The following is an 18,658-nucleotide window of genomic DNA, read 5'->3' on the forward strand; positions in this document are numbered from 1 at the left end:
TATGTCTGAATTTTTGATAGTTGATACAACGTTAAGGGACGGTGAACAGGCTGCCGGTATAGCTTTTACACCTACGGAGAAAATTGCTATTGCCCGGCTGCTTGACGGTGCCGGGATACCATTGATAGAAATTGGCACTCCGGCCATGGGGCTGGAAGAACAGGAAGTCATTCGTCATATTGCCGGCTTGGGGTTGCAGGCAGGTATTTTTACCTGGAATCGCTTATCTGTAAAGGATATAGAGGCTTCCCTGAGCTGTGGCGTAAACAGTGTGCATTTATCGGTTCCGGTCTCAGATATACAGATAAAATACAAGCTGAGAAAAAACCGCCGGTGGGTACTGGAAACGCTTAAAGACGTGCTGTGTTATGCTGTGAAGGCGGGTTGTACTGTCTCCGTTGGGTTAGAAGACGCTTCCCGGGCCGACCAAAAGTTTGTCGCCCTTGTTGCCGGCATAGCTTTAGAAGAGGGTGCAGTAAGGATAAGGTATGCCGATACTGTTGGCATATTAGAGCCCTTTAGAACATATGAAATAATGAGAAGTCTCATCTCCCGCATAGGAAGTAATGTGGAAATTCATGCCCATAATGATTTCGGCATGGCCGCTGCCAATACACTGGCGGCGGTAAAAGCGGGGTGCCGGTATATAAGCACTACTGTTAACGGGATCGGAGAAAGGGCCGGCAATGCCGCCTTTGAAGAGATGCTCCTTATTTTTAAACAGCATTTTGGTTCAATGCCCGTTGATGATTTCTCCAGGGTCAAAATTTTATCGCGCTTTGTATCCCGGGCGTGCCGCCGGAAACCATATGCATTTCCGCGCCATTTCAGGGCTGTTTAGGAATTAAATTCTTCATAAAAAAATAAAAAACTATTGTCAAGAATAAAATTGTGTGCTATTATTCTTATATAAAATATAATAAAATGATACAAGGCTGTATCAATTTAGCAATGACGCTTTCGGAAAGGAAAACTTTCTGTAAAGCGTTTTTTATTTTTATACAGGTTTTCATCCCCCTAAGTTCATGGAAGTACTTAGCGGGTTGAGCAAAGACGCTCTCTTGCGGGAATAGGCGCCGGTTTCCGAAAGGGAGTGTTTTTGTTTAGCTATAAAAAATTATGAAAAGAGGTGACGCCGATGAAAACTGTTAAACTTAGCCTATTAGGCGCTATGTTGATGGTTTTCAGCCTTCCTGGTATAGCCTGGGCTGCAGATGCTTCTGCAGTCGATGCAGGAGATACTGCTTTTATGATTATATCAAGCGCCCTGGTTATGCTCATGACTCCGGGACTGGCCTTATTTTATGGGGGCATGGTCCGGAGGAAAAACGTGCTTAGCACGATGATGCAGAGCTTCATTATCATTGCAATTATTTCTGTTCAATGGGTGCTGTTCGGTTATTCGCTGGCTTTCGGACCTGACCACGGCCACATAATTGGCAGCCTGGACTGGTTAGGTTTCAACGGGGTAGGAGCCGAACCAAACCCGGATTATGCGGGGACTATTCCGCATCAGATTTTTGCTATATTCCAGTTAATGTTTGCCATTATTACTCCTGCATTGATTACAGGGTCAATCGCTGAGCGGATGAGGTTTCCTGCTTTTCTGGCCTTTACCGTCCTTTGGGCTACCATAATATATGACCCTCTGGCTCACTGGGTCTGGGGAGTAGATGGATGGATCCGCAACCTGGGAGCGCTGGACTTTGCAGGTGGTACTGTTGTGCACATAAGTTCAGGTGTATCAGGCTTGATTGCTGCCTTGATTTTAGGAAAGAGAAAAGGGTATGGCAAGGAACCTATGCTGCCGCATAACCTGCCATGGACTGTACTTGGCGCTGGCCTGTTATGGTTTGGCTGGTTCGGGTTCAACGCAGGAAGCGCTCTGGCTGCTAACGGCCTGGCCGGAACAGCCTTTGTAGTTACTAACACTTCGGCCGCTGCTGCAGCTTTATCCTGGGTACTTGCCGAATGGCTGCACCACGGAAAACCTACCCTTTTGGGCGCGGCCAGTGGCGCTGTAGCGGGCCTGGTCGCTATCACGCCGGCAGCGGGCTTTGTAACCCCTCTTGCCGCAATAGCCATTGGTTTAATTGGAGGAGTTATTTGCTACCTTGGTGTTGGAGTACTTAAAGCCAGGCTTGGTTATGATGATGCACTGGATGCCTTTGGATGCCACGGTATAGGAGGCACCTGGGGCGCAATCGCCACAGGATTGTTTGCAACCACAACTGTTAACCCTGCCGGGGCTGATGGGCTGTTTTACGGTAACCCGGCGCTGCTGAAGGCACAGATTATCAGTATTGTTGCTACTTACCTTTTTGCGGCGATTGGAACCTTCGTAATACTTAAAGTAGTTAATGCATTTACCAGAATTAGGGCCACTGAAGATGAAGAACTCATGGGCCTTGACTCCACAATGCATGGGGAAGAGGCATACCGGGATTTCGTTTTAACCGGTTCCCTTTCCAAGGGTCAATTTAAAGAGAAAGTAGCGGAGGCTCCTTCAGTGACGCTAAATATTTCTTCCACCTAATTATTATCAATCCATTGGTTCACTGCATAACCGCAGAATAAGACATTCTGGGGAAAGAGGGAATGTGACATGAAGAAGATAGAAGCTATAATCCGTCCGTCAAAACTGGACGAGATAAAAGAGGCCCTGGGGAAGTTTGGCATCCATGGTATGACTGTTACCGAAGTAATAGGATGCGGCCTACAGAAGGGCAAAAAAGAAGTCTACAGGGGTACAGAATATACTATTGACCTGCTGCCCAAGATAAAGGTTGAGATAGTCATCAGGGATAAATGGGTGGATGAGGTGATCAGGATATTAGTCAACACGGCCAGAACCGGTGAAATTGGTGACGGAAAGATTTTTGTCTATCCAATCGAAAATGCTGTCCGGATCAGGACCGGTGAAAGTGGAGAAGAAGCGATTTAACCGGAAATATAATGTTCAAGGCGGGCTTTAAATAATAATGTTTTCAATTAAAAATTATACCTAATAAAAATTAAAATGCTGATACTAAGATGTATCTACAGCGAAGGCGCTTGTCGGAATCGGTAAAAGATTCCTGAGAGCGTCTTTTTTGGTATAATGGTTTACCAATAAGCTGATGAGCAGTGACGCTCTTTTGGGGGGAATATCGGCGTCTTCTCTCCGGGGAGCGTTTTCTGCTTATCAATACACGTAAATTTCAGGAGGGATTACTATGATGAGCAAAATGATACGTATATTAATGATAACGCTTTTGTTCATATTAACAACCATAGGGGTTGCTTGGGCTGGAGATGGCCCGACAGCCGAGTCTAACGCCGTGGCTATTGATACAGCCTGGACTTTAATTGCAGGTTTTTTGGTATTCTTTATGCAGGCGGGTTTTGCGATGGTTGAAACAGGGTTGACCAGGGCAAAGAATGCCGGTAACATTATCATGAAAAACTTGATGGACTTTGCGGTAGGCACTATTGCCTATTGGTTGGTTGGTTTTGGTCTGATGTTTGGTGCCAGCAAAGCAGGTCTTTTCGGGACTTCTCTGTTTGGAGCCACAGGGAATGCCGACCATTTGGGCCTCTCTGTACCACTTATGGCATTTTTGATTTTCCAGACGGTCTTTGCTGCTACCGCTGCCACTATAGTTTCCGGGGCAATGGCTGAGAGAACTAAGTTCATAGCTTACATTATTTACAGTGCAGTCATTAGTTTGATAATTTACCCGATAGTAGGACACTGGATTTGGAATTCCGAAGGGTGGCTTTTTAAAAAGGGTATGATAGACTTCGCCGGTTCCACCGTTGTACACTCTGTAGGCGGTTGGGCCGCTTTAGTCGGAGCAGCCATTTTGGGCCCCCGGATTGGCAAATACGGTAAGGACGGAAAAGTAAATGTAATTCCTGGACACAGTATTACTCTTGCTGCGTTGGGCGTATTTATCCTATGGTTTGGCTGGTTTGGGTTTAACCCGGGCAGTACTTTATCGGCAACTAACCTGAAAATTGCTGAAATTGCTGTTACTACCAATATAGCAGCGGCAGCCGGGGCATGTCTGGCCATGATCTTCACCTGGATTAGGTACGGGAAACCCGACGTTAGTATGACCTTAAATGGTGCCTTGGCCGGCCTTGTGGCCATAACTGCTGGGACTGCTGCCGTAAACAATGTTGGAGCTGCAGCGATTGGTGCTATGGCTGGAGTATTGGTGGTATTGGCGGTTGAGTTCTTTGACAAAGTGGCCAAAATTGACGACCCTGTTGGTGCAATTTCTGTTCACGGAGTTTGTGGTTCCTTTGGAACAATCATGGTAGGATTGTTTGCAGTAGACGGGGGCCTTTTATATGGTGGCGGGGTAGACCTTCTTATTACTCAGGTGACAGGTGTAGTCGCTGTATTCATCTGGACTGTTGTTACAACCGGTATCTTGTTCTTAGTCCTTAAATACACCGTAGGCCTGCGTGTTACGGAAAATGAAGAACTGGAAGGTCTTGATCTTGGCGAACACGGAATGGTTGCCTATGGCGACTTCGTTTTGAGAGGCACTACTTCCGTGAATTACTCCAGCCCGGGTATTGTGTCACCTACTTCCGTCGGGCAGACTGTCGAAAAGCTGTTATAGCAACCAGAGCCAGGTTTAGACATGGAGGGGTTTTCATGAAAAAGGTTGAGGCTATTATTAGACCCAGTAAACTTGACGACCTGAAGGACGCCCTCGGGAAATACGATATTCATGGCCTGACAGTAACAGAAGTTGTTGGTTGCGGATTGCAAAAAGGTAAGAAGGAAATATACAGGGGGACAGAATATACCATAGACTTATTACCGAAGATTAAAATAGAAATAGTTGTCAAGGACAGCGTCGTTGATGAATTGGTAAAGCTAATATCTGACACTGCCAAAACCGGCGAAATCGGAGACGGGAAAATATTTATTTATACTGTAGAGAAAGCTGTCCGGATCAGAACCGGTGAGGCAGGAGAGGCTGCAATTTAACCAGACATAATCAACACTAAAGATAAAAAATTAAGGGCCGTTATACGGCCCTTAACTTCTAAAATTTGGTAGGAGTTATTGTCACATGAGTTAGTTTACTTTATAATACAATTATATATGCTAATTGTAACAAAATGTAGGTGGACTGCAGTGAAAAAAGTTGAAGCAATTATCAGGCCCGCAAAACTCAACGAAGTTAAGGAAGCTCTCGAATTAATAGGAATCAGAGGGATGACGGTGTCCCATGTCATTGGCTGCGGTACCCAGATGGGGTTGACTTCAGTATACCGCGGGCAGGTATATAATATCAATTTGTTAGAGAAGATAAAAATCGAAATTGTCGCCGAAGACAGGTTTATCGACCAGATTATTAAAAAGATTTCAGAGGCAGCCAGGAGCGGAGAAATAGGTGACGGTAAAATTTTTGTTTACCCTGTTGAAAAGGCTGTGCGGATCAGGACAGGTGAAAGTGGCCCGGATGCCATTTAGCCCCCGGACTTAAATATTTTGTATACAACAAAATTTGCAGTTGCATTTGGTTGAAATTTTGCTATAATTATATCCATAGAACCAATATATAATTTATATAGTATGGCACAAGAAAAAATTAAATATTCGGTGATACGATGAAGTATCATCAATTGAGGCGATGAAGCCCTCAGTTCTATTCTTACGAATAGGACTGCAGGGCTTTTTCATTTTTATTTATTTTTATTTTACCAGCCAGAAAGGGGGTCTTCATATATGGATGAGCGTCGTGTTATAATCGCCGATCCTGATCCAGCCAGTAGAAAAAACCTGAAAGCTCTACTAAATAAAGCCGGTTATCTGGTAGTTGGCGAAGCAGAAGACGGACTGACAGCCTTAAAATTGATCCGCTACAGGCAGCCGGATTTAGTCATTATGGAGGCCAAACTGGCGGTGTTGGAGGGGGCGGAAATAGGGGACATTGTTGAAGAAGACGGGCTGGCGCCTGTTATCTTGATTGGGACTCCGGATCAGGTAAAGTTACCTGATTATGAAAAAGAAAAACGTTTTTTTGCCTATGTAATTAAGCCCGTTGATGAACGCAACCTTTTTCCGGTGATAGATCTGGTGATTAGAAATTATAACCGCATCAGGGCTTTGGAAGAAGAAATAGTAAAATTGAAAAATACGCTGGAGACCAGAAAACTGGTGGAAAAAGCCAAGGGCATACTTATGGATACTTTGGGTCTGACGGAAGCCGAAGCTTTTCGCCGCATTCAGAAACAAAGTATGAACAAGAGGATGTCAATGCAGGCCGTTGCCAAAGCAATTATCCTGGCACACGACCTCAAATAAGGTTTTAATCCCAATTATTGTACAGTGGGGGGTGTTAAGACCTAACGCTTAATAAATTCATTGAGCCTCTGTATTCAGTTTAAGCTAATTTTTACAAAACCATAAAATGAGAAAGGTGTGTGAAAAAAATGACCAAACAGGAAGTTTTGGAAAAAGCAAAAGAATTAAATGTAAAGTTTGTGCGTTTGCAGTTTACTGACATTTTCGGGGTGTTAAAAAACGTTGCCATTACAACCGAACAATTAGAGAAGGCTTTGGATGGTGAGCTTATGTTCGACGGTTCTTCTATTCAGGGCTTTACCCGGATAGAAGAATCTGATATGTATTTACGCCCCGACCCGGATACATTTATAGTGTTCCCCTGGAGACCAAAAGACGGAGCTGTGGCCCGGCTGATCTGTGATGTTTATAAGCCGGACGGCAATCCTTTTGAAGGCGACCCGCGCTATATTCTGAAAAAGGTAATTGCGGAAGCGGCAGAATTGGGGTACAGGATGTATGTAGGCCCGGAAGCAGAATTTTTCCTGTTCCTTGTTGACGAGGAAGGAAAACCGACTACTATAACCCACGACAAAGCGGGCTACTTTGACCTGACACCTGTGGACCTGGGTGAAAATGCCCGGAGAGATATGGTTTTGACCCTCGAACAGATGGGTTTTGAAATAGAGGCTTCCCACCACGAAGTTGCTCCCGGACAGCATGAAATCGACTTTAAATATTCTGACGCCTTGGATGTTGCTGACAAAATTATGACCTTTAAGTTTGTTGTCCGGACAATTGCTCAGCGGCACGGTTTGCATGCTACTTTTATGCCGAAACCTATATTTGGTATCAACGGTTCCGGTATGCATATGAACCAGTCACTGTTTAAAGGAGATCAAAACGCATTCTTTGATCCCAATGGGTATAAGCAGTTAAGCCAGGAAGCTCTCTATTACATTGGCGGATTGTTGAAGCATGCCCGCGCTTTGGCAGCTATTACCAACCCGACGGTAAACTCCTATAAGCGTCTTGTACCTGGTTATGAAGCGCCTGTATACCTGGCTTGGTCTGCTGCCAATAGAAGCGCTCTCTGCCGCATCCCTGCCAAGAGGGGAGCCAGCACAAGGGTAGAGCTCAGGAATCCGGACCCCTCCTGCAACCCGTATCTGGCTATAGCTGGCGCTTTGGCGGCCGGCCTGGATGGAATCAAGAACAAGATTCAACCCCCTGCTGAAACAAGCGCCAATATCTACCATATGGATGCTGCCACAAGAGCAGCTGAAGGCATTCAAAGCCTGCCGGCCAACCTGAAGGAAGCCCTTGACGAATTGCAAAATGATGAGGTATTAAAGGACATGCTTGGTGAGCATGTTTACAGTAAGTTCATGGAAGGCAAACTTCAGGAATGGGATGAATACAGAACAAAAGTTACCGAATGGGAAATTGAAAAATACCTTACCACCTATTAATTTTAATTTACTGCTAGCTTAATGCTGAACCAAATTCTCTATACCATCCTTCCCATCTTAAAAGCGGAGTGGTCGCTGACACTCCGCTTTTAAGCATTTAGGTGTCTGTTAACTACTTAGCCGTAAGTATACAAAATAATCAGCAAAAAAGTATTGCATTTCTTTTTGGCTATGCTATAATAGGAAGCAGAATTAATAGTCTGGAAATACAAAGGTGTATTTCTGGTTCTGAAGCAACGGCGCTTTCAGACAACAGGGGCAAGAGCCTCTGTTATTGGAAGTGCTTTTTATTTGTACATAATAAGGAGGGCGGTGCGGTTTTTGGTAGAGTATCGGAAAGTCTGGCTTTGAAATTAAACGAAAACTTCCAGTAGAAAGGTTGTGTTAACAATGGCGTTAACCAAAGAAGATGTTATACAGATGGCGGCTGAGGCAAACGTAAAGTTTGTGCGGCTGCAGTTTACAGATATTTTTGGTGTATTGAAAAATGTAGCTATTACTGTCGAACAGTTGGAAAAAGCTCTTGATGGGGAAATGATGTTTGACGGGTCCTCAATAGAAGGATTTGTAAGGATTGAGGAATCGGACATGTATCTAAAGCCAGACCCGAATACCTTTGCCGTATTTCCCTGGCGCCCCCGGGAAGGCTCGGTTGCCAGGTTGATTTGTGATATTTACAATGCCGACGGCGCCCCTTTTAGCGGCTGTCCCAGGAATACTCTCAAGCGGGTACTGAGTGAGGCTGCAGAGATGGGGTATACCATGAATGTGGGCCCGGAAGCGGAATTTTTTCTCTTCTTGACCGATGAATCCGGCAGACCTACTACAATTACCCACGATAAAGCCGGTTATTTTGACCTTACCCCTGTCGACCTGGGCGAAAATGCTCGCCGCGATATGGTTCTGACCCTTGAAGAATTAGGTTTTGAGATTGAAGCCTCGCACCATGAGGTAGCTCCCGGACAGCATGAAATAGATTTTAAATATGATGATGCCCTTGATATTGCCGATAAGATTATGACTTTTAAATTTGTTGTGCGGACTATAGCACAAAGACATGGTTTGCATGCTACCTTTATGCCCAAACCCGTCTTTGGTATAGCCGGTTCCGGTATGCACATGAACCAGTCCCTTTTTAAAGGGGAGCAGAACGCTTTTTATGACCCTACTACTCCCGACCAGTTAAGTGCAGAAGCTTATTACTATATAGGCGGACTGATTAAACATGCCAAGGCTATTGCTGCTATTGTTAATCCGACAGTGAACTCTTACAAGCGCCTGGTATCCGGTTATGAAGCGCCTGTATATATTGCCTGGTCTGCCGCCAACAGAAGTCCGTTAATCAGGATTCCTTCCAAGAAAGGGATGAGTACCCGTATTGAGTTAAGAAACCCGGACCCTGCCTGTAATCCATACTTGGCAATAGCCGTTTGCCTGAAGGCAGGATTGGACGGAATTAAAAATAAAATACAGCCTCCACCGCCAACGGATAAAAACATTTACCATATGACCCCTGAAGAACTGGCTGCCGAAAATATCGAAAGCCTGCCCATGAACCTTTATGAAGCTATTAAGGAGCTTCAGAAGGACGAAGTAGTGAAAAGCGCTTTGGGGGACCACATCTACAACCGGTTTGTGGAGGCAAAACTAATTGAATGGGACCGGTACAGGGTTCAAGTCCATCCATGGGAACTTGAGGAGTACCTGGAAAAGTTTTAATCAGCTAAACTTGCACCGGCTTATTCATAAGCCGGTTTTTATTACCGAAAAAAAGTAAAAAAATGTAAAAAAAGCAAAACAAAGGAAATGGTAGGTGATAACTTTGGTTAAGCAGTATCCGAGAATTCCCTCCGGCTGCGCGATAAGTGGAATTATCAATAAAAAAGGCCAAGTTTTTTCCGGCGCAGATATTATCAGGTCAATTGCCTTGATGCATGATCGCTCCAATGGTTTGGGGGGTGGATTTGCTGCTTATGGAATTTACCCCGAATATGAAAACCATTATGCTCTGCATGTATTTTATGAAGGACTGACTTGTAAAGAAAAGGCTGAACAATTTATAAATGAGCATTTTAACGTAGATTCCAACGGCAAAATTCCTACCCGCAAAGTATGTTCAATTACCAATCCCCCGCTGATTTGGCGTTATTTTGTACAGCCAAAAAAAGACAAGCTTTTGCAGTCGGAACTGACGGAAGAAGAATATGTTGTGCGCTGCGTAATGCGAATAAACAGTGAGTACGACGGAACCTACATTTTCTCCAGCGGAAAGAACATGGGTGCTTTTAAAGGGGTTGGTTACCCTGAAGATATAGGGGAGTTCTACCGGTTAGACGAATACAGAGGGTATATCTGGACTGCTCACGGCCGTTTCCCTACCAATACCCCGGGCTGGTGGGGTGGAGCCCATCCTTTTACTTTGCTTGATTGGTCTGTTGTACACAATGGGGAAATATCTTCCTATGGTGCGAACGCCCGGTTCCTCGAAATGTTTGGATATAAATGCACTCTGCAGACAGATACGGAAGCTATTACCTATATTTTTGACTATTTAATCCGCAAGCAGGGACTGAGTCTTGAACTGGCCGTCGCCACTGTGGCGGCGCCTTTCTGGAAGGATATCGACAGAATGGAACCGGCCGAAAAGGATTTGTTCACAGCTTTACGAGCCACCTATTCCAGTCTGCTTGTGAATGGGCCTTTCTCCATTATCCTTGGAACCAGAAACGGTATAATGGCGCTTAATGACAGGATCAAACTGCGTTCTCTGGTGGCTGCAACCAAGGGAGATTTTCTTTATGTGGCCAGTGAAGAATCGGCTATCCGTGAAATTTGTGCCGACCCGGACACTGTATGGACGCCTCGCGGGGGCGAACCGGTAATTGGTTTGCTGGAAGGAGCTGACAGGTTATGACACTGAATTTCCAAACTCCGGATTTTATTGTGGAACGGGATATCAAAAAATGCATCAACTGCAGAGTCTGTGAGCGCCAGTGTGCCAATGAGGTTCACTCTTATGACGCGGAAGAAGACTTAATGATGGCTGACGACACCAAGTGCGTAAACTGCCACCGGTGTGTTCTGCTTTGTCCTACCAGGGCCTTAAGCATCAGGCGGCATCCGCTGGAATTTAGGGAGCACCCGGTTTGGACGGGGTCAACGATTAAAGAAATTTATAAACAGGCAGCTACAGGCGGCATTTTATTGACAGGGATGGGTACTGACAAGAATTTTCCTGTTTACTGGGATAATATCTTATTAAATGCGAGCCAGGTAACCAACCCGTCCATTGACCCGCTGCGTGAACCTATGGAACTGAAAACTTTTTTGGGGCGTAAACCGGAACAGTTGAATATCAAAGACGGTCGCCTGGCGGAAAAGATGCCACCTCAACTGGAACTGGAAGTCCCCATAATGTTTGCGGCCATGTCCTTTGGATCCATCAGTTTAAATGCCATTACATCATTGGCCAGGGCAGCCAAAGAAGTAGGGACTTACTTTAATACGGGCGAGGGCGGATTGCACAAGAGCCTGTATGAGTTTGGGGATAACTGTATCGTCCAGGTGGCTTCCGGGCGCTTCGGTGTTCACCCGGAATACCTGAAGGCCGGTAAAGCCATCGAAATAAAAGTCGGTCAGGGAGCTAAACCGGGCATCGGTGGACATTTACCGGGTGAAAAAGTTGGTAAACAGGTTTCCGAAACCAGGATGATACCTGAGGGAACCGACGCCATTTCCCCTGCGCCGCACCACGATATCTATTCCATAGAGGATTTGCGCCAGCTCATATTTGCCCTGAAGGAAGCAACCAATTACGAAAAACCTGTCTCTGTAAAAATCGCTGCTGTGCATAACGTTGCCGCCATAGCTTCCGGTATTGCCCGGGCAGGGGCCGATATCATTGCTATTGACGGAATTCGCGGCGGAACGGGGGCGACACCTTTAAGAACTCGCGACAGTGTTGGTATTCCAATAGAATTTGCCCTGGCAGCGGTTGATTCCAGACTGCGGGCAGAAGGCATCCGGAACCAGGTTTCCATTGTAATTTCCGGCGGTATCCGGAACAGTTCCGATGTGGTCAAAGCCATTGCTCTGGGAGCAGATGCCGTTTATATAGGAAGCGCGGCATTAATTGCTCTGGGTTGTCATATGTGCCAGACCTGTTACAGTGGTAAATGCAACTGGGGTATAGCTACTCAGAACCCCAACCTGGTAAAACGTTTAAATCCAGACATAGGCGCCCGGAGAGCTGCAAACTTGCTGAAGGCCTGGGGCCACGAGATCAAAGAACTTTTAGGCGGTATGGGTATCAATGCTTTGGAGAGCTTGCGGGGTAACAGGCTGATGCTAAGGGGAATTGGCTTAACGGAAAAAGAGCTTAATATACTCGGAATAAAAGCGGCCGGAGAGTAAGGGGGGTAAGTAATGAAAAGGATATATGCCAACGAGGAAGTGTGTATAGGCTGCAGGTTGTGTGAAGTTCACTGTATTGTAGCCCATTCCCGTTACCCTAACGACATTGTGAAGGCTTATAAAAAAGGGCCGCGTCCTGCTGCCAGGATAATCGTCGAGGAAAACAAGCCTGTATCTTTTGCCATACAGTGTCGGCACTGTGATGAACCATATTGTATCAAAGCCTGTATAACGGGAGCTATGCACCGGGATACGGAAACGGGCACCGTTGTAAACGATACAGAACGTTGTGTTGGCTGCTGGACCTGTATAGTGGCCTGCCCAGCCGGCGCTATTGTAAGAGACGGAGCAGGGAAGAAGGTTGCCGCCAAATGCGACTTATGCATAGAAAAAGCCGATGGCCGGCCGGCGTGTGTGGCCAACTGCCCCAATGGAGCATTAGTACTTGCAGAATAGGGCCAAAGGGAGGTGTAGAGGCGTTGAAATACGTATTGATCGGAAACTCTGCAGCGGCAATTGGCGCTGTTGAAGGAATCAGAAAGGTAGACAAGAAGGGTACGATTACCATACTGTCCGACGAACCGTACCATACCTATTCCAGGCCGTTAATATCTTATTACCTGGCGGATAAAGTCACGGAAGACCAAATGAGGTACCGCCCGGAGGATTTTTACGCACTGCATGGTGTACAGTTTTTGGGGGGCCGTAAGGCATTAGCTGTAAAAACCGGTGAAAAAACGGTGGTTACCGCAGAAGGCGATATACCTTATGATAAATTATTGATCGCCACCGGCAGCAAGCCTATTGTTCCCCCGGTACCCGGACTGGACAGGGAAGGGGTCTATACCTTTATAAAATTTGATGACGTTAAAAAAATTAAGGAAGTTGCCGCGCCGGGAAAAAGGGCTGTGGTTGTAGGAGCGGGCCTCATTGGTATGAAGGCCGCAGAAGCTCTGGTACAGTGTGGCGTGGAAACTACCGTGCTGGACCTTTCGGATAGGATTTTGAGCTCAATTCTGGATACCAGAGCTGCGGAAATGGTAAAAGCGCATGCGGAAACCAAGGGTGTTGCTTTTAAGTTGAACAACACTGTTGTAGAGGTCCGGGGGGATAATAAAGTTAGTTCGGTTCTGCTGAAAGATAACAATGAGCTGCCCTGTGACATAGTCATAGTAGCTATAGGGGTTACCCCTAACCTGGATGTGATTAAAGAATCTGACATTAAGTACAACCGCGGTATATTAGTTGACGAGAAGATGCAGACCAGTGTGCCTGATGTATATGCCGCCGGGGACGTAAGTGAAGGTTATGACCTTCTTTACGGTGGACAAAGGGTACTCCCGATTTTGCCCAATGCTTATATGCAGGGGGAAATTGCCGGGCAGGCCATGGCAGGGGCCGAAGTGCAATTTGGCGGCGGATTTGCTTTCAATGCCATAGGGCTTTTTGGCCTGCCAATGAATACGGCCGGTATTGCTAACCCTGAAGGTAGCGAGTATGAGATTATGGTGGATGAAAGCAGCCAGGATAAATGTTATCGCAAAATAGTTTTAAAAAATGACAGGGTTGTTGGCTTTATTCTGCTCAACTCTATAGACCGGAGCGGTATTTTAACCGGTTTAATCAGGGAACAGGCAGATGTCAAGGCTTTCAAGCAGGATTTAATCCGGCAGGATTTCGGTTATATCCATTTTGCGCCGGACGTGAGAAAAGCTAAATTGACAGGAGGGAAGGCCGGTGATTAAAACAATTGATGCTAAAGGCATATACTATAAAGAGCTGAATGACCTCCTCCTGGAGACGGTAAATGAAGGCGCCACCCAAATTCTTTTGGAAAATGTAAACGGCCAGCGTTATATCGGTACCCGTATAAACAAACCGGTGCAAATCGAAATCCGGGGGGTGCCCGGCAATGACCTGGGGGCATTTATGGACGGTCCTGCCATTACTGTTTATGGCAGCGGTCAGGATGCGGTAGGGAATACCATGAACTCCGGAAAAATAATTGTGCATGGGCATGCCGGGGATGTGCTCGGTTATGCTATGAGGGGCGGTAAAATTTTTGTCCGTGACGATGTGGGTTATCGGGTAGCTATTCACATGAAGGAATACCGTGACAAAAAGCCCCTTATTATTGCCGGTGGCTGCGCAGGAGACTTTTTTGCCGAATACATGGCAGGCGGTGTAGCAGTTCTACTGGGGCTGAACCGCAAACCCGGTCGGCCCATCGTCGGCGATTACCTGGGAACAGGTATGCATGGCGGAGTTGTTTACCTGCGGGAAAAGAGGGAAAACATCAATCCGCATTACCTGGGTAAGGAAGTTGCGGTATTTGATATCGATGAAAAAGACAGAGAGATTTTAGAGACCTATCTCACCGAGTTCTGCAGCGACTTAAATGTAGACCTCAAAACTGTTATGGACCATGCGTTCACCAAGGTTGTTCCGGTATCCCATCGCCCATACGGAAAACTTTATACATCATAAATAGCTCATGGTACTGGCTGATAAAATTTCCAGACAATCCACAAATTCAGCAACTTTTTTATCAAGGTCCGCATTTATTTTGGTTGTAGCGGGTAAAATAGGTTAGCGTCCTAATAATTACCAGGCAAAAAATTCCCTGTTCTGTATGTGCAAGGCCTGTCTTTAGCAGCAGGCTATATTGACACGAGTATTGCTCCTTGTTATAATATAGTATATATGTCGATATATACGCTTTGCTGAGGAGGTGCGCTAGGGTGGCGGAAGTAAAAAGAATTATGATTAGTTTACCTGATAACCTGTTGCGCGAAGTAGACGGTATCGTGGCTGCGGAAAAACTTAATCGCAGTGAGTTTATTCGTGAGGCCATGAAACTTTATATCCAGGAGAAAAAACGGAGAACTATCAGGGAGCAAATGAAGAAAGGATACTTAGAGATGGCCAAAATCAACTTGGCGTTGGCTGGAGAAAATTTTAATGTTGAACATGAAGTCACACGCCTTTTTGATGGAAGGTTAGCGGAGGGTAAATAATATGCTTATCCGACGCGGTGATATCTTCTTTGCAGATTTAAGTCCGGTAGTTGGTTCGGAACAGGGCGGGACGCGACCGGTTTTAGTACTACAAAACGATATAGGCAATCAATACAGTCCGACCACCATAGTAGCGGCAATCACTTCTCAAATAAGCAAAGCCAAACTTCCTACTCATGTAGAAATATCTGCAAAAAACAGTGGGTTGGAAAAGGATTCGGTTATTTTGCTGGAACAGATTCGTACTATTGATAAAAGCCGGTTAATGGAAAAGGTTACATCTTTGAGTGAAGAAGATATGGAAAAGGTAGCTCAAGCTATCGAGATCAGCCTAGGGTTAATTGATATTTAGACAGTCTGTGTTATTAGAAAAGAGCCATGAAATAAACCGGCTCTTTTTTCTTTTGGAGCATTTTATATAGTAAAATTTACCATTATATGAGGACGATAAGGCAAAATGAAGTGAGATACATAACCTTATATTAAAACCATAATAAAACAGCAGTTGGAGATGAGGAAATGAAACCGGTAATAGGTATTACCTGTGCCGAAGAAAACGGGGCTGACCGGTATTTTTTAGCCCGGGCATATACGGAAGCTGTTGCCAGTGCGGGAGGTATACCATTACTTTTGCCGGCCCTGTGTCAACAGGATTGCTCCTTAATATTGGCTAAGACAGACGGCCTTATCTTGTCGGGAGGGCCGGATGTAGACCCCTACTTTTTTGGAGAAGAACCTGAGCCGGGGTTGGCAGAGATTACCCCGGACAGGGACTGTTTCGAGATTACACTTACGCGCCTGGCATTGGAAAAAGGCATTCCCGTATTTGCTATCTGCCGTGGTATTCAGGTACTAAATGTTGCCGCCGGAGGCACGGTGGTTCAGGACATAAGTGTGGAGATACATAAACCGGTCAAACATTCTCAACAGGCTCCCCGGTGGTATCCTACCCACCGGGTAGACTTGGTTCCCGGTACGAAATTAAGCAGCATATTGAATACCCCTTCCATAAGAGTGAACAGTTTTCACCACCAGGCGGTCAGGGCACCGGCACCGGGTTTTCTGGTGACTGCCAGGTCTGTTGACGGCGTCATAGAGGCCATCGAATCTACTAACCACTCTTTTGCCCTGGGGGTGCAATGGCATCCCGAATGTATGACAGCAAAAGATATACATGCCCGCCTGTTGTTTGCGGCTTTTATTGCCGCCTGTAAAACCAACCAACCGGGTAAAATGACTAATAAATGAAGGAAAAACCTGTGCTGCCGGCATAATAGAATAAGGTTATTATCTTAATCAGAATGGAGGAACCGTATTGATCGAGACCATTGCCAGGGAACTCAAATTGAAAGCTGTTCAGGTAGAAAATACCGTCAAACTTTTGGATGCAGGTAATACTGTTCCCTTTATTGCCAGGTATCGCAAAGAAGCTACCGGTGAACTGGATGAAAACCAGATCAGGGAGATTCAGGAACGCTTAAACTACCTGCGTAACCTGGAGGAGCGTAAACAGGAAGTTATCAGGTTGATAGATGAGCAAGGGAAATTGACTCCCGAACTTGCTGAAGCAATTAACCGGGCAGAAAAATTGCAGGAAGTGGAAGACCTGTACCGGCCATATAAACAGAAACGCAAGACCAGGGCTAGTGTAGCTAAGGAAAAAGGATTGGAACCTTTAGCTGAAGTCATATTGGCGCAGGCCCCTGATTCCGGGGACCTGAGTTCCCTGGCTACTTCCTATGTTAATACTGAAATGGGCGTAAATACTCCGGAAGAAGCTCTGGAAGGAGCCCGGGATATAATTGCCGAAATTATTTCCGATGACGCCGATGTCAGGAAACTTGTCAGAAGAATGACCTTCGAAGCCGGGTTCATTTCTTCCCAGGGCAAGACAAATGAAAAAGGCGTTTATCAAATGTATTATGATTACCGTGAACCTGTACAAAAGATTCCCCCCCACAGGATTTTGGCTTTAAACAGGGGTGAGAAGGAAGAAGCGTTGAATGTAAAGATAGAGGCCCCGGTGGAAAAAATATTGGTGGCTGTGCAGGCGATGTATATCAGGGAGAACAGCCCATACGAAGATTTCCTTAAAATTACTGTGGAAGATTCCTATAAAAGGCTTATTGAGCCTTCGATAGAGCGGGAGATCAGGAACGAACTGACGCAAAAAGGGGAAGAACAGGCAGTTAAAATATTTGCGAGTAATTTAAGAAACCTTTTACTGCAGCCACCTATTAAGGGTAAAGTGGTTATGGGTATTGATCCCGGATACCGTACCGGATGTAAAATTGCTGTGGTAGACGAAACAGGCAAGGTGCTTGATGTGGGGGTTATGTACCCAACCCCGCCGCAAAACAAAGTGGAGGAAGCAAAAAAAATCATGGCTTCCCTGATTGACAAACACAAGGTTGACCTGATTGCCATTGGCAACGGGACTGCTTCCAGGGAAACGGAAGCAGTGGTGGCAGATTTGCTGGCTGAATACCCGGGGAACCTCGCTTACACCATTGTCAGTGAAGCCGGGGCTTCAGTTTACTCAGCCTCCAGGCTCGCCGGTGAGGAGTTCCCACAATACGATTTATCCTTGCGAAGCGCTGTTTCCATTGCCCGGCGGTTGCAGGACCCGCTGGCGGAACTGGTCAAGATTGACCCCAAGGCCGTGGGCGTGGGCCAGTACCAGCATGATGTAAATTCCAAAAGGCTGGAGGCCACCTTGCAGGGGGTAGTAGAGTCGTGTGTAAATACTGTGGGTGTAGATCTTAATACCGCATCGCCTTCTTTATTGAAATATGTGGCCGGCATAAAACCATCGGTAGCCAAGAACATTGTCACTTACCGGGAAAGCAACGGCAAATTCAGGAACCGCGCGGAATTAAAAAAGGTCAAGGGCTTGGGGGAACAGACCTTTGTTCAGTGCGCAGGTTTTCTGCGTATTGCAGATGGAGATAATCCCCTGGAAAAGACTCCTGTTCACCCCGAGTCATACTTTCTGGCTGAAAAGATATTAGCCAAGGTAGGATTGAAACCGGCAGACCTGCTCAGCAAGGAGAGCGGCCAATTGCAGGAACTTTTATCTAAAATGGATGCAGTGGCTTTAGCCAGAGAACTGAATGCGGGTGAACCTACTGTCAGGGACATTATTGAAGCCCTGCAAAAACCGGGGCGCGACCCGCGGGAAGACATGCCCAAACCAATTTTCCATAAAGAAGTAACTTCCCTGGAAAACCTGCGTGAAGGAATGGTGCTGCAAGGGACTGTGCGCAATGTGGTTGATTTCGGCGCTTTCGTAGACATCGGGGTGAAGCACGATGGTTTGGTGCACATTTCTCAGCTCAGTGAAAAATATGTGAAGCATCCTATGGAAGTAGTGGCTGTGGGCGATATAGTCAAAGTAAAGGTTGTGAGCATTGACTTGGAGCGGGAGCGGGTTAGCCTATCTATGAAAGATGTCTAAGTATAGC

General features: G+C 46.0%; 18 protein-coding genes. All 18 read left to right on the forward strand.

Annotation, left to right across the window (positions count from 1 at the left end; all coding sequences use genetic code 11):
- The first annotated feature begins 1 nt into the window (after position 1).
- The 18 genes from Tfer_RS07065 (at position 2) to Tfer_RS07155 (ending at position 18,651) form a co-directional block, all read left to right on the forward strand.
- On the forward strand, positions 2–841 hold the full coding sequence (locus tag Tfer_RS07065) for a beta/alpha barrel domain-containing protein (protein ID WP_052217610.1): 840 nt from the start codon (positions 2–4) through the stop codon (positions 839–841).
- A 297-nt stretch (positions 842–1,138) separates the two neighbouring features.
- The gene (locus Tfer_RS07070; RefSeq protein ID WP_052217612.1) at positions 1,139–2,536 is read left to right on the forward strand and encodes an ammonium transporter; all 1,398 of its coding nucleotides are present in this window, start codon (positions 1,139–1,141) and stop codon (positions 2,534–2,536) included.
- A gap of 69 nt (positions 2,537–2,605) precedes the next feature.
- A complete protein-coding gene (locus Tfer_RS07075) occupies positions 2,606–2,944 on the forward strand; it encodes a P-II family nitrogen regulator (protein ID WP_013119593.1) in 339 nt (112 codons plus the stop codon).
- Between the two features lie 271 nt (positions 2,945–3,215).
- Positions 3,216–4,616, forward strand: a complete 1,401-nt coding sequence (locus tag Tfer_RS07080; RefSeq protein WP_427916557.1) for an ammonium transporter — start codon at positions 3,216–3,218, stop codon at positions 4,614–4,616.
- A 35-nt stretch (positions 4,617–4,651) separates the two neighbouring features.
- The gene (locus tag Tfer_RS07085) at positions 4,652–4,990 is read left to right on the forward strand and encodes a P-II family nitrogen regulator (RefSeq protein ID WP_013119596.1); all 339 of its coding nucleotides are present in this window, start codon (positions 4,652–4,654) and stop codon (positions 4,988–4,990) included.
- Positions 4,991–5,140: 150 nt separating this feature from the next.
- A complete protein-coding gene (locus tag Tfer_RS07090; protein WP_013119597.1) occupies positions 5,141–5,479 on the forward strand; it encodes a P-II family nitrogen regulator in 339 nt (112 codons plus the stop codon).
- Positions 5,480–5,734: 255 nt separating this feature from the next.
- Positions 5,735–6,313 (forward strand): ANTAR domain-containing response regulator, encoded by a 579-nt coding sequence (locus Tfer_RS07095; RefSeq protein ID WP_013119598.1) that lies wholly within the window; start codon positions 5,735–5,737, stop codon positions 6,311–6,313.
- 128 nt (positions 6,314–6,441) lie between these two features.
- Positions 6,442–7,764: a type I glutamate--ammonia ligase gene (glnA, locus tag Tfer_RS07100; protein ID WP_052217615.1), complete on the forward strand. Its 1,323-nt coding sequence runs from the start codon at positions 6,442–6,444 to the stop codon at positions 7,762–7,764.
- A gap of 390 nt (positions 7,765–8,154) precedes the next feature.
- Positions 8,155–9,483 carry a type I glutamate--ammonia ligase gene (gene glnA, locus Tfer_RS07110; protein WP_013119600.1) on the forward strand — a complete coding sequence of 443 codons (1,329 nt, stop codon included), beginning with the start codon at positions 8,155–8,157 and terminating at the stop codon, positions 9,481–9,483.
- Between the two features lie 94 nt (positions 9,484–9,577).
- Entirely contained in the window at positions 9,578–10,678 is a 1,101-nt protein-coding gene (locus Tfer_RS07115; RefSeq protein ID WP_083436834.1) for a class II glutamine amidotransferase, read from the forward strand.
- Positions 10,675–12,177, forward strand: a complete 1,503-nt coding sequence (locus Tfer_RS07120; protein WP_052217616.1) for a glutamate synthase-related protein — start codon at positions 10,675–10,677, stop codon at positions 12,175–12,177. The genes Tfer_RS07115 and Tfer_RS07120 overlap by 4 nt, the downstream gene beginning before the upstream one ends.
- 12 nt (positions 12,178–12,189) lie before the next feature.
- The gene (locus Tfer_RS07125; RefSeq protein ID WP_052217618.1) at positions 12,190–12,633 is read left to right on the forward strand and encodes a 4Fe-4S dicluster domain-containing protein; all 444 of its coding nucleotides are present in this window, start codon (positions 12,190–12,192) and stop codon (positions 12,631–12,633) included.
- A gap of 23 nt (positions 12,634–12,656) precedes the next feature.
- The gene (locus Tfer_RS07130) at positions 12,657–13,922 is read left to right on the forward strand and encodes an NAD(P)/FAD-dependent oxidoreductase (protein WP_052217620.1); all 1,266 of its coding nucleotides are present in this window, start codon (positions 12,657–12,659) and stop codon (positions 13,920–13,922) included.
- Positions 13,915–14,664 carry a GltB/FmdC/FwdC-like GXGXG domain-containing protein gene (locus Tfer_RS07135; RefSeq protein WP_152908998.1) on the forward strand — a complete coding sequence of 250 codons (750 nt, stop codon included), beginning with the start codon at positions 13,915–13,917 and terminating at the stop codon, positions 14,662–14,664. Before Tfer_RS07130 ends, Tfer_RS07135 begins: the two co-directional genes overlap by 8 nt.
- Before the next feature lie 254 nt (positions 14,665–14,918).
- A complete protein-coding gene (locus Tfer_RS07140; protein ID WP_013119606.1) occupies positions 14,919–15,194 on the forward strand; it encodes a CopG family ribbon-helix-helix protein in 276 nt (91 codons plus the stop codon).
- A gap of 1 nt (position 15,195) precedes the next feature.
- On the forward strand, positions 15,196–15,546 hold the full coding sequence (locus Tfer_RS07145; protein WP_013119607.1) for a type II toxin-antitoxin system PemK/MazF family toxin: 351 nt from the start codon (positions 15,196–15,198) through the stop codon (positions 15,544–15,546).
- Between the two features lie 167 nt (positions 15,547–15,713).
- Complete coding sequence (locus Tfer_RS07150; protein ID WP_052217622.1) at positions 15,714–16,442, forward strand: gamma-glutamyl-gamma-aminobutyrate hydrolase family protein; 729 nt, start codon at positions 15,714–15,716, stop codon at positions 16,440–16,442.
- 67 nt (positions 16,443–16,509) lie between these two features.
- Positions 16,510–18,651 carry a Tex family protein gene (locus Tfer_RS07155; protein ID WP_052217624.1) on the forward strand — a complete coding sequence of 714 codons (2,142 nt, stop codon included), beginning with the start codon at positions 16,510–16,512 and terminating at the stop codon, positions 18,649–18,651.
- Positions 18,652–18,658: the final 7 nt, after the last annotated feature.

Origin of the sequence: Thermincola ferriacetica (assembly GCF_001263415.1) — a bacterium.
Classification (GTDB): domain Bacteria; phylum Bacillota; class Thermincolia; order Thermincolales; family Thermincolaceae; genus Thermincola; species Thermincola ferriacetica.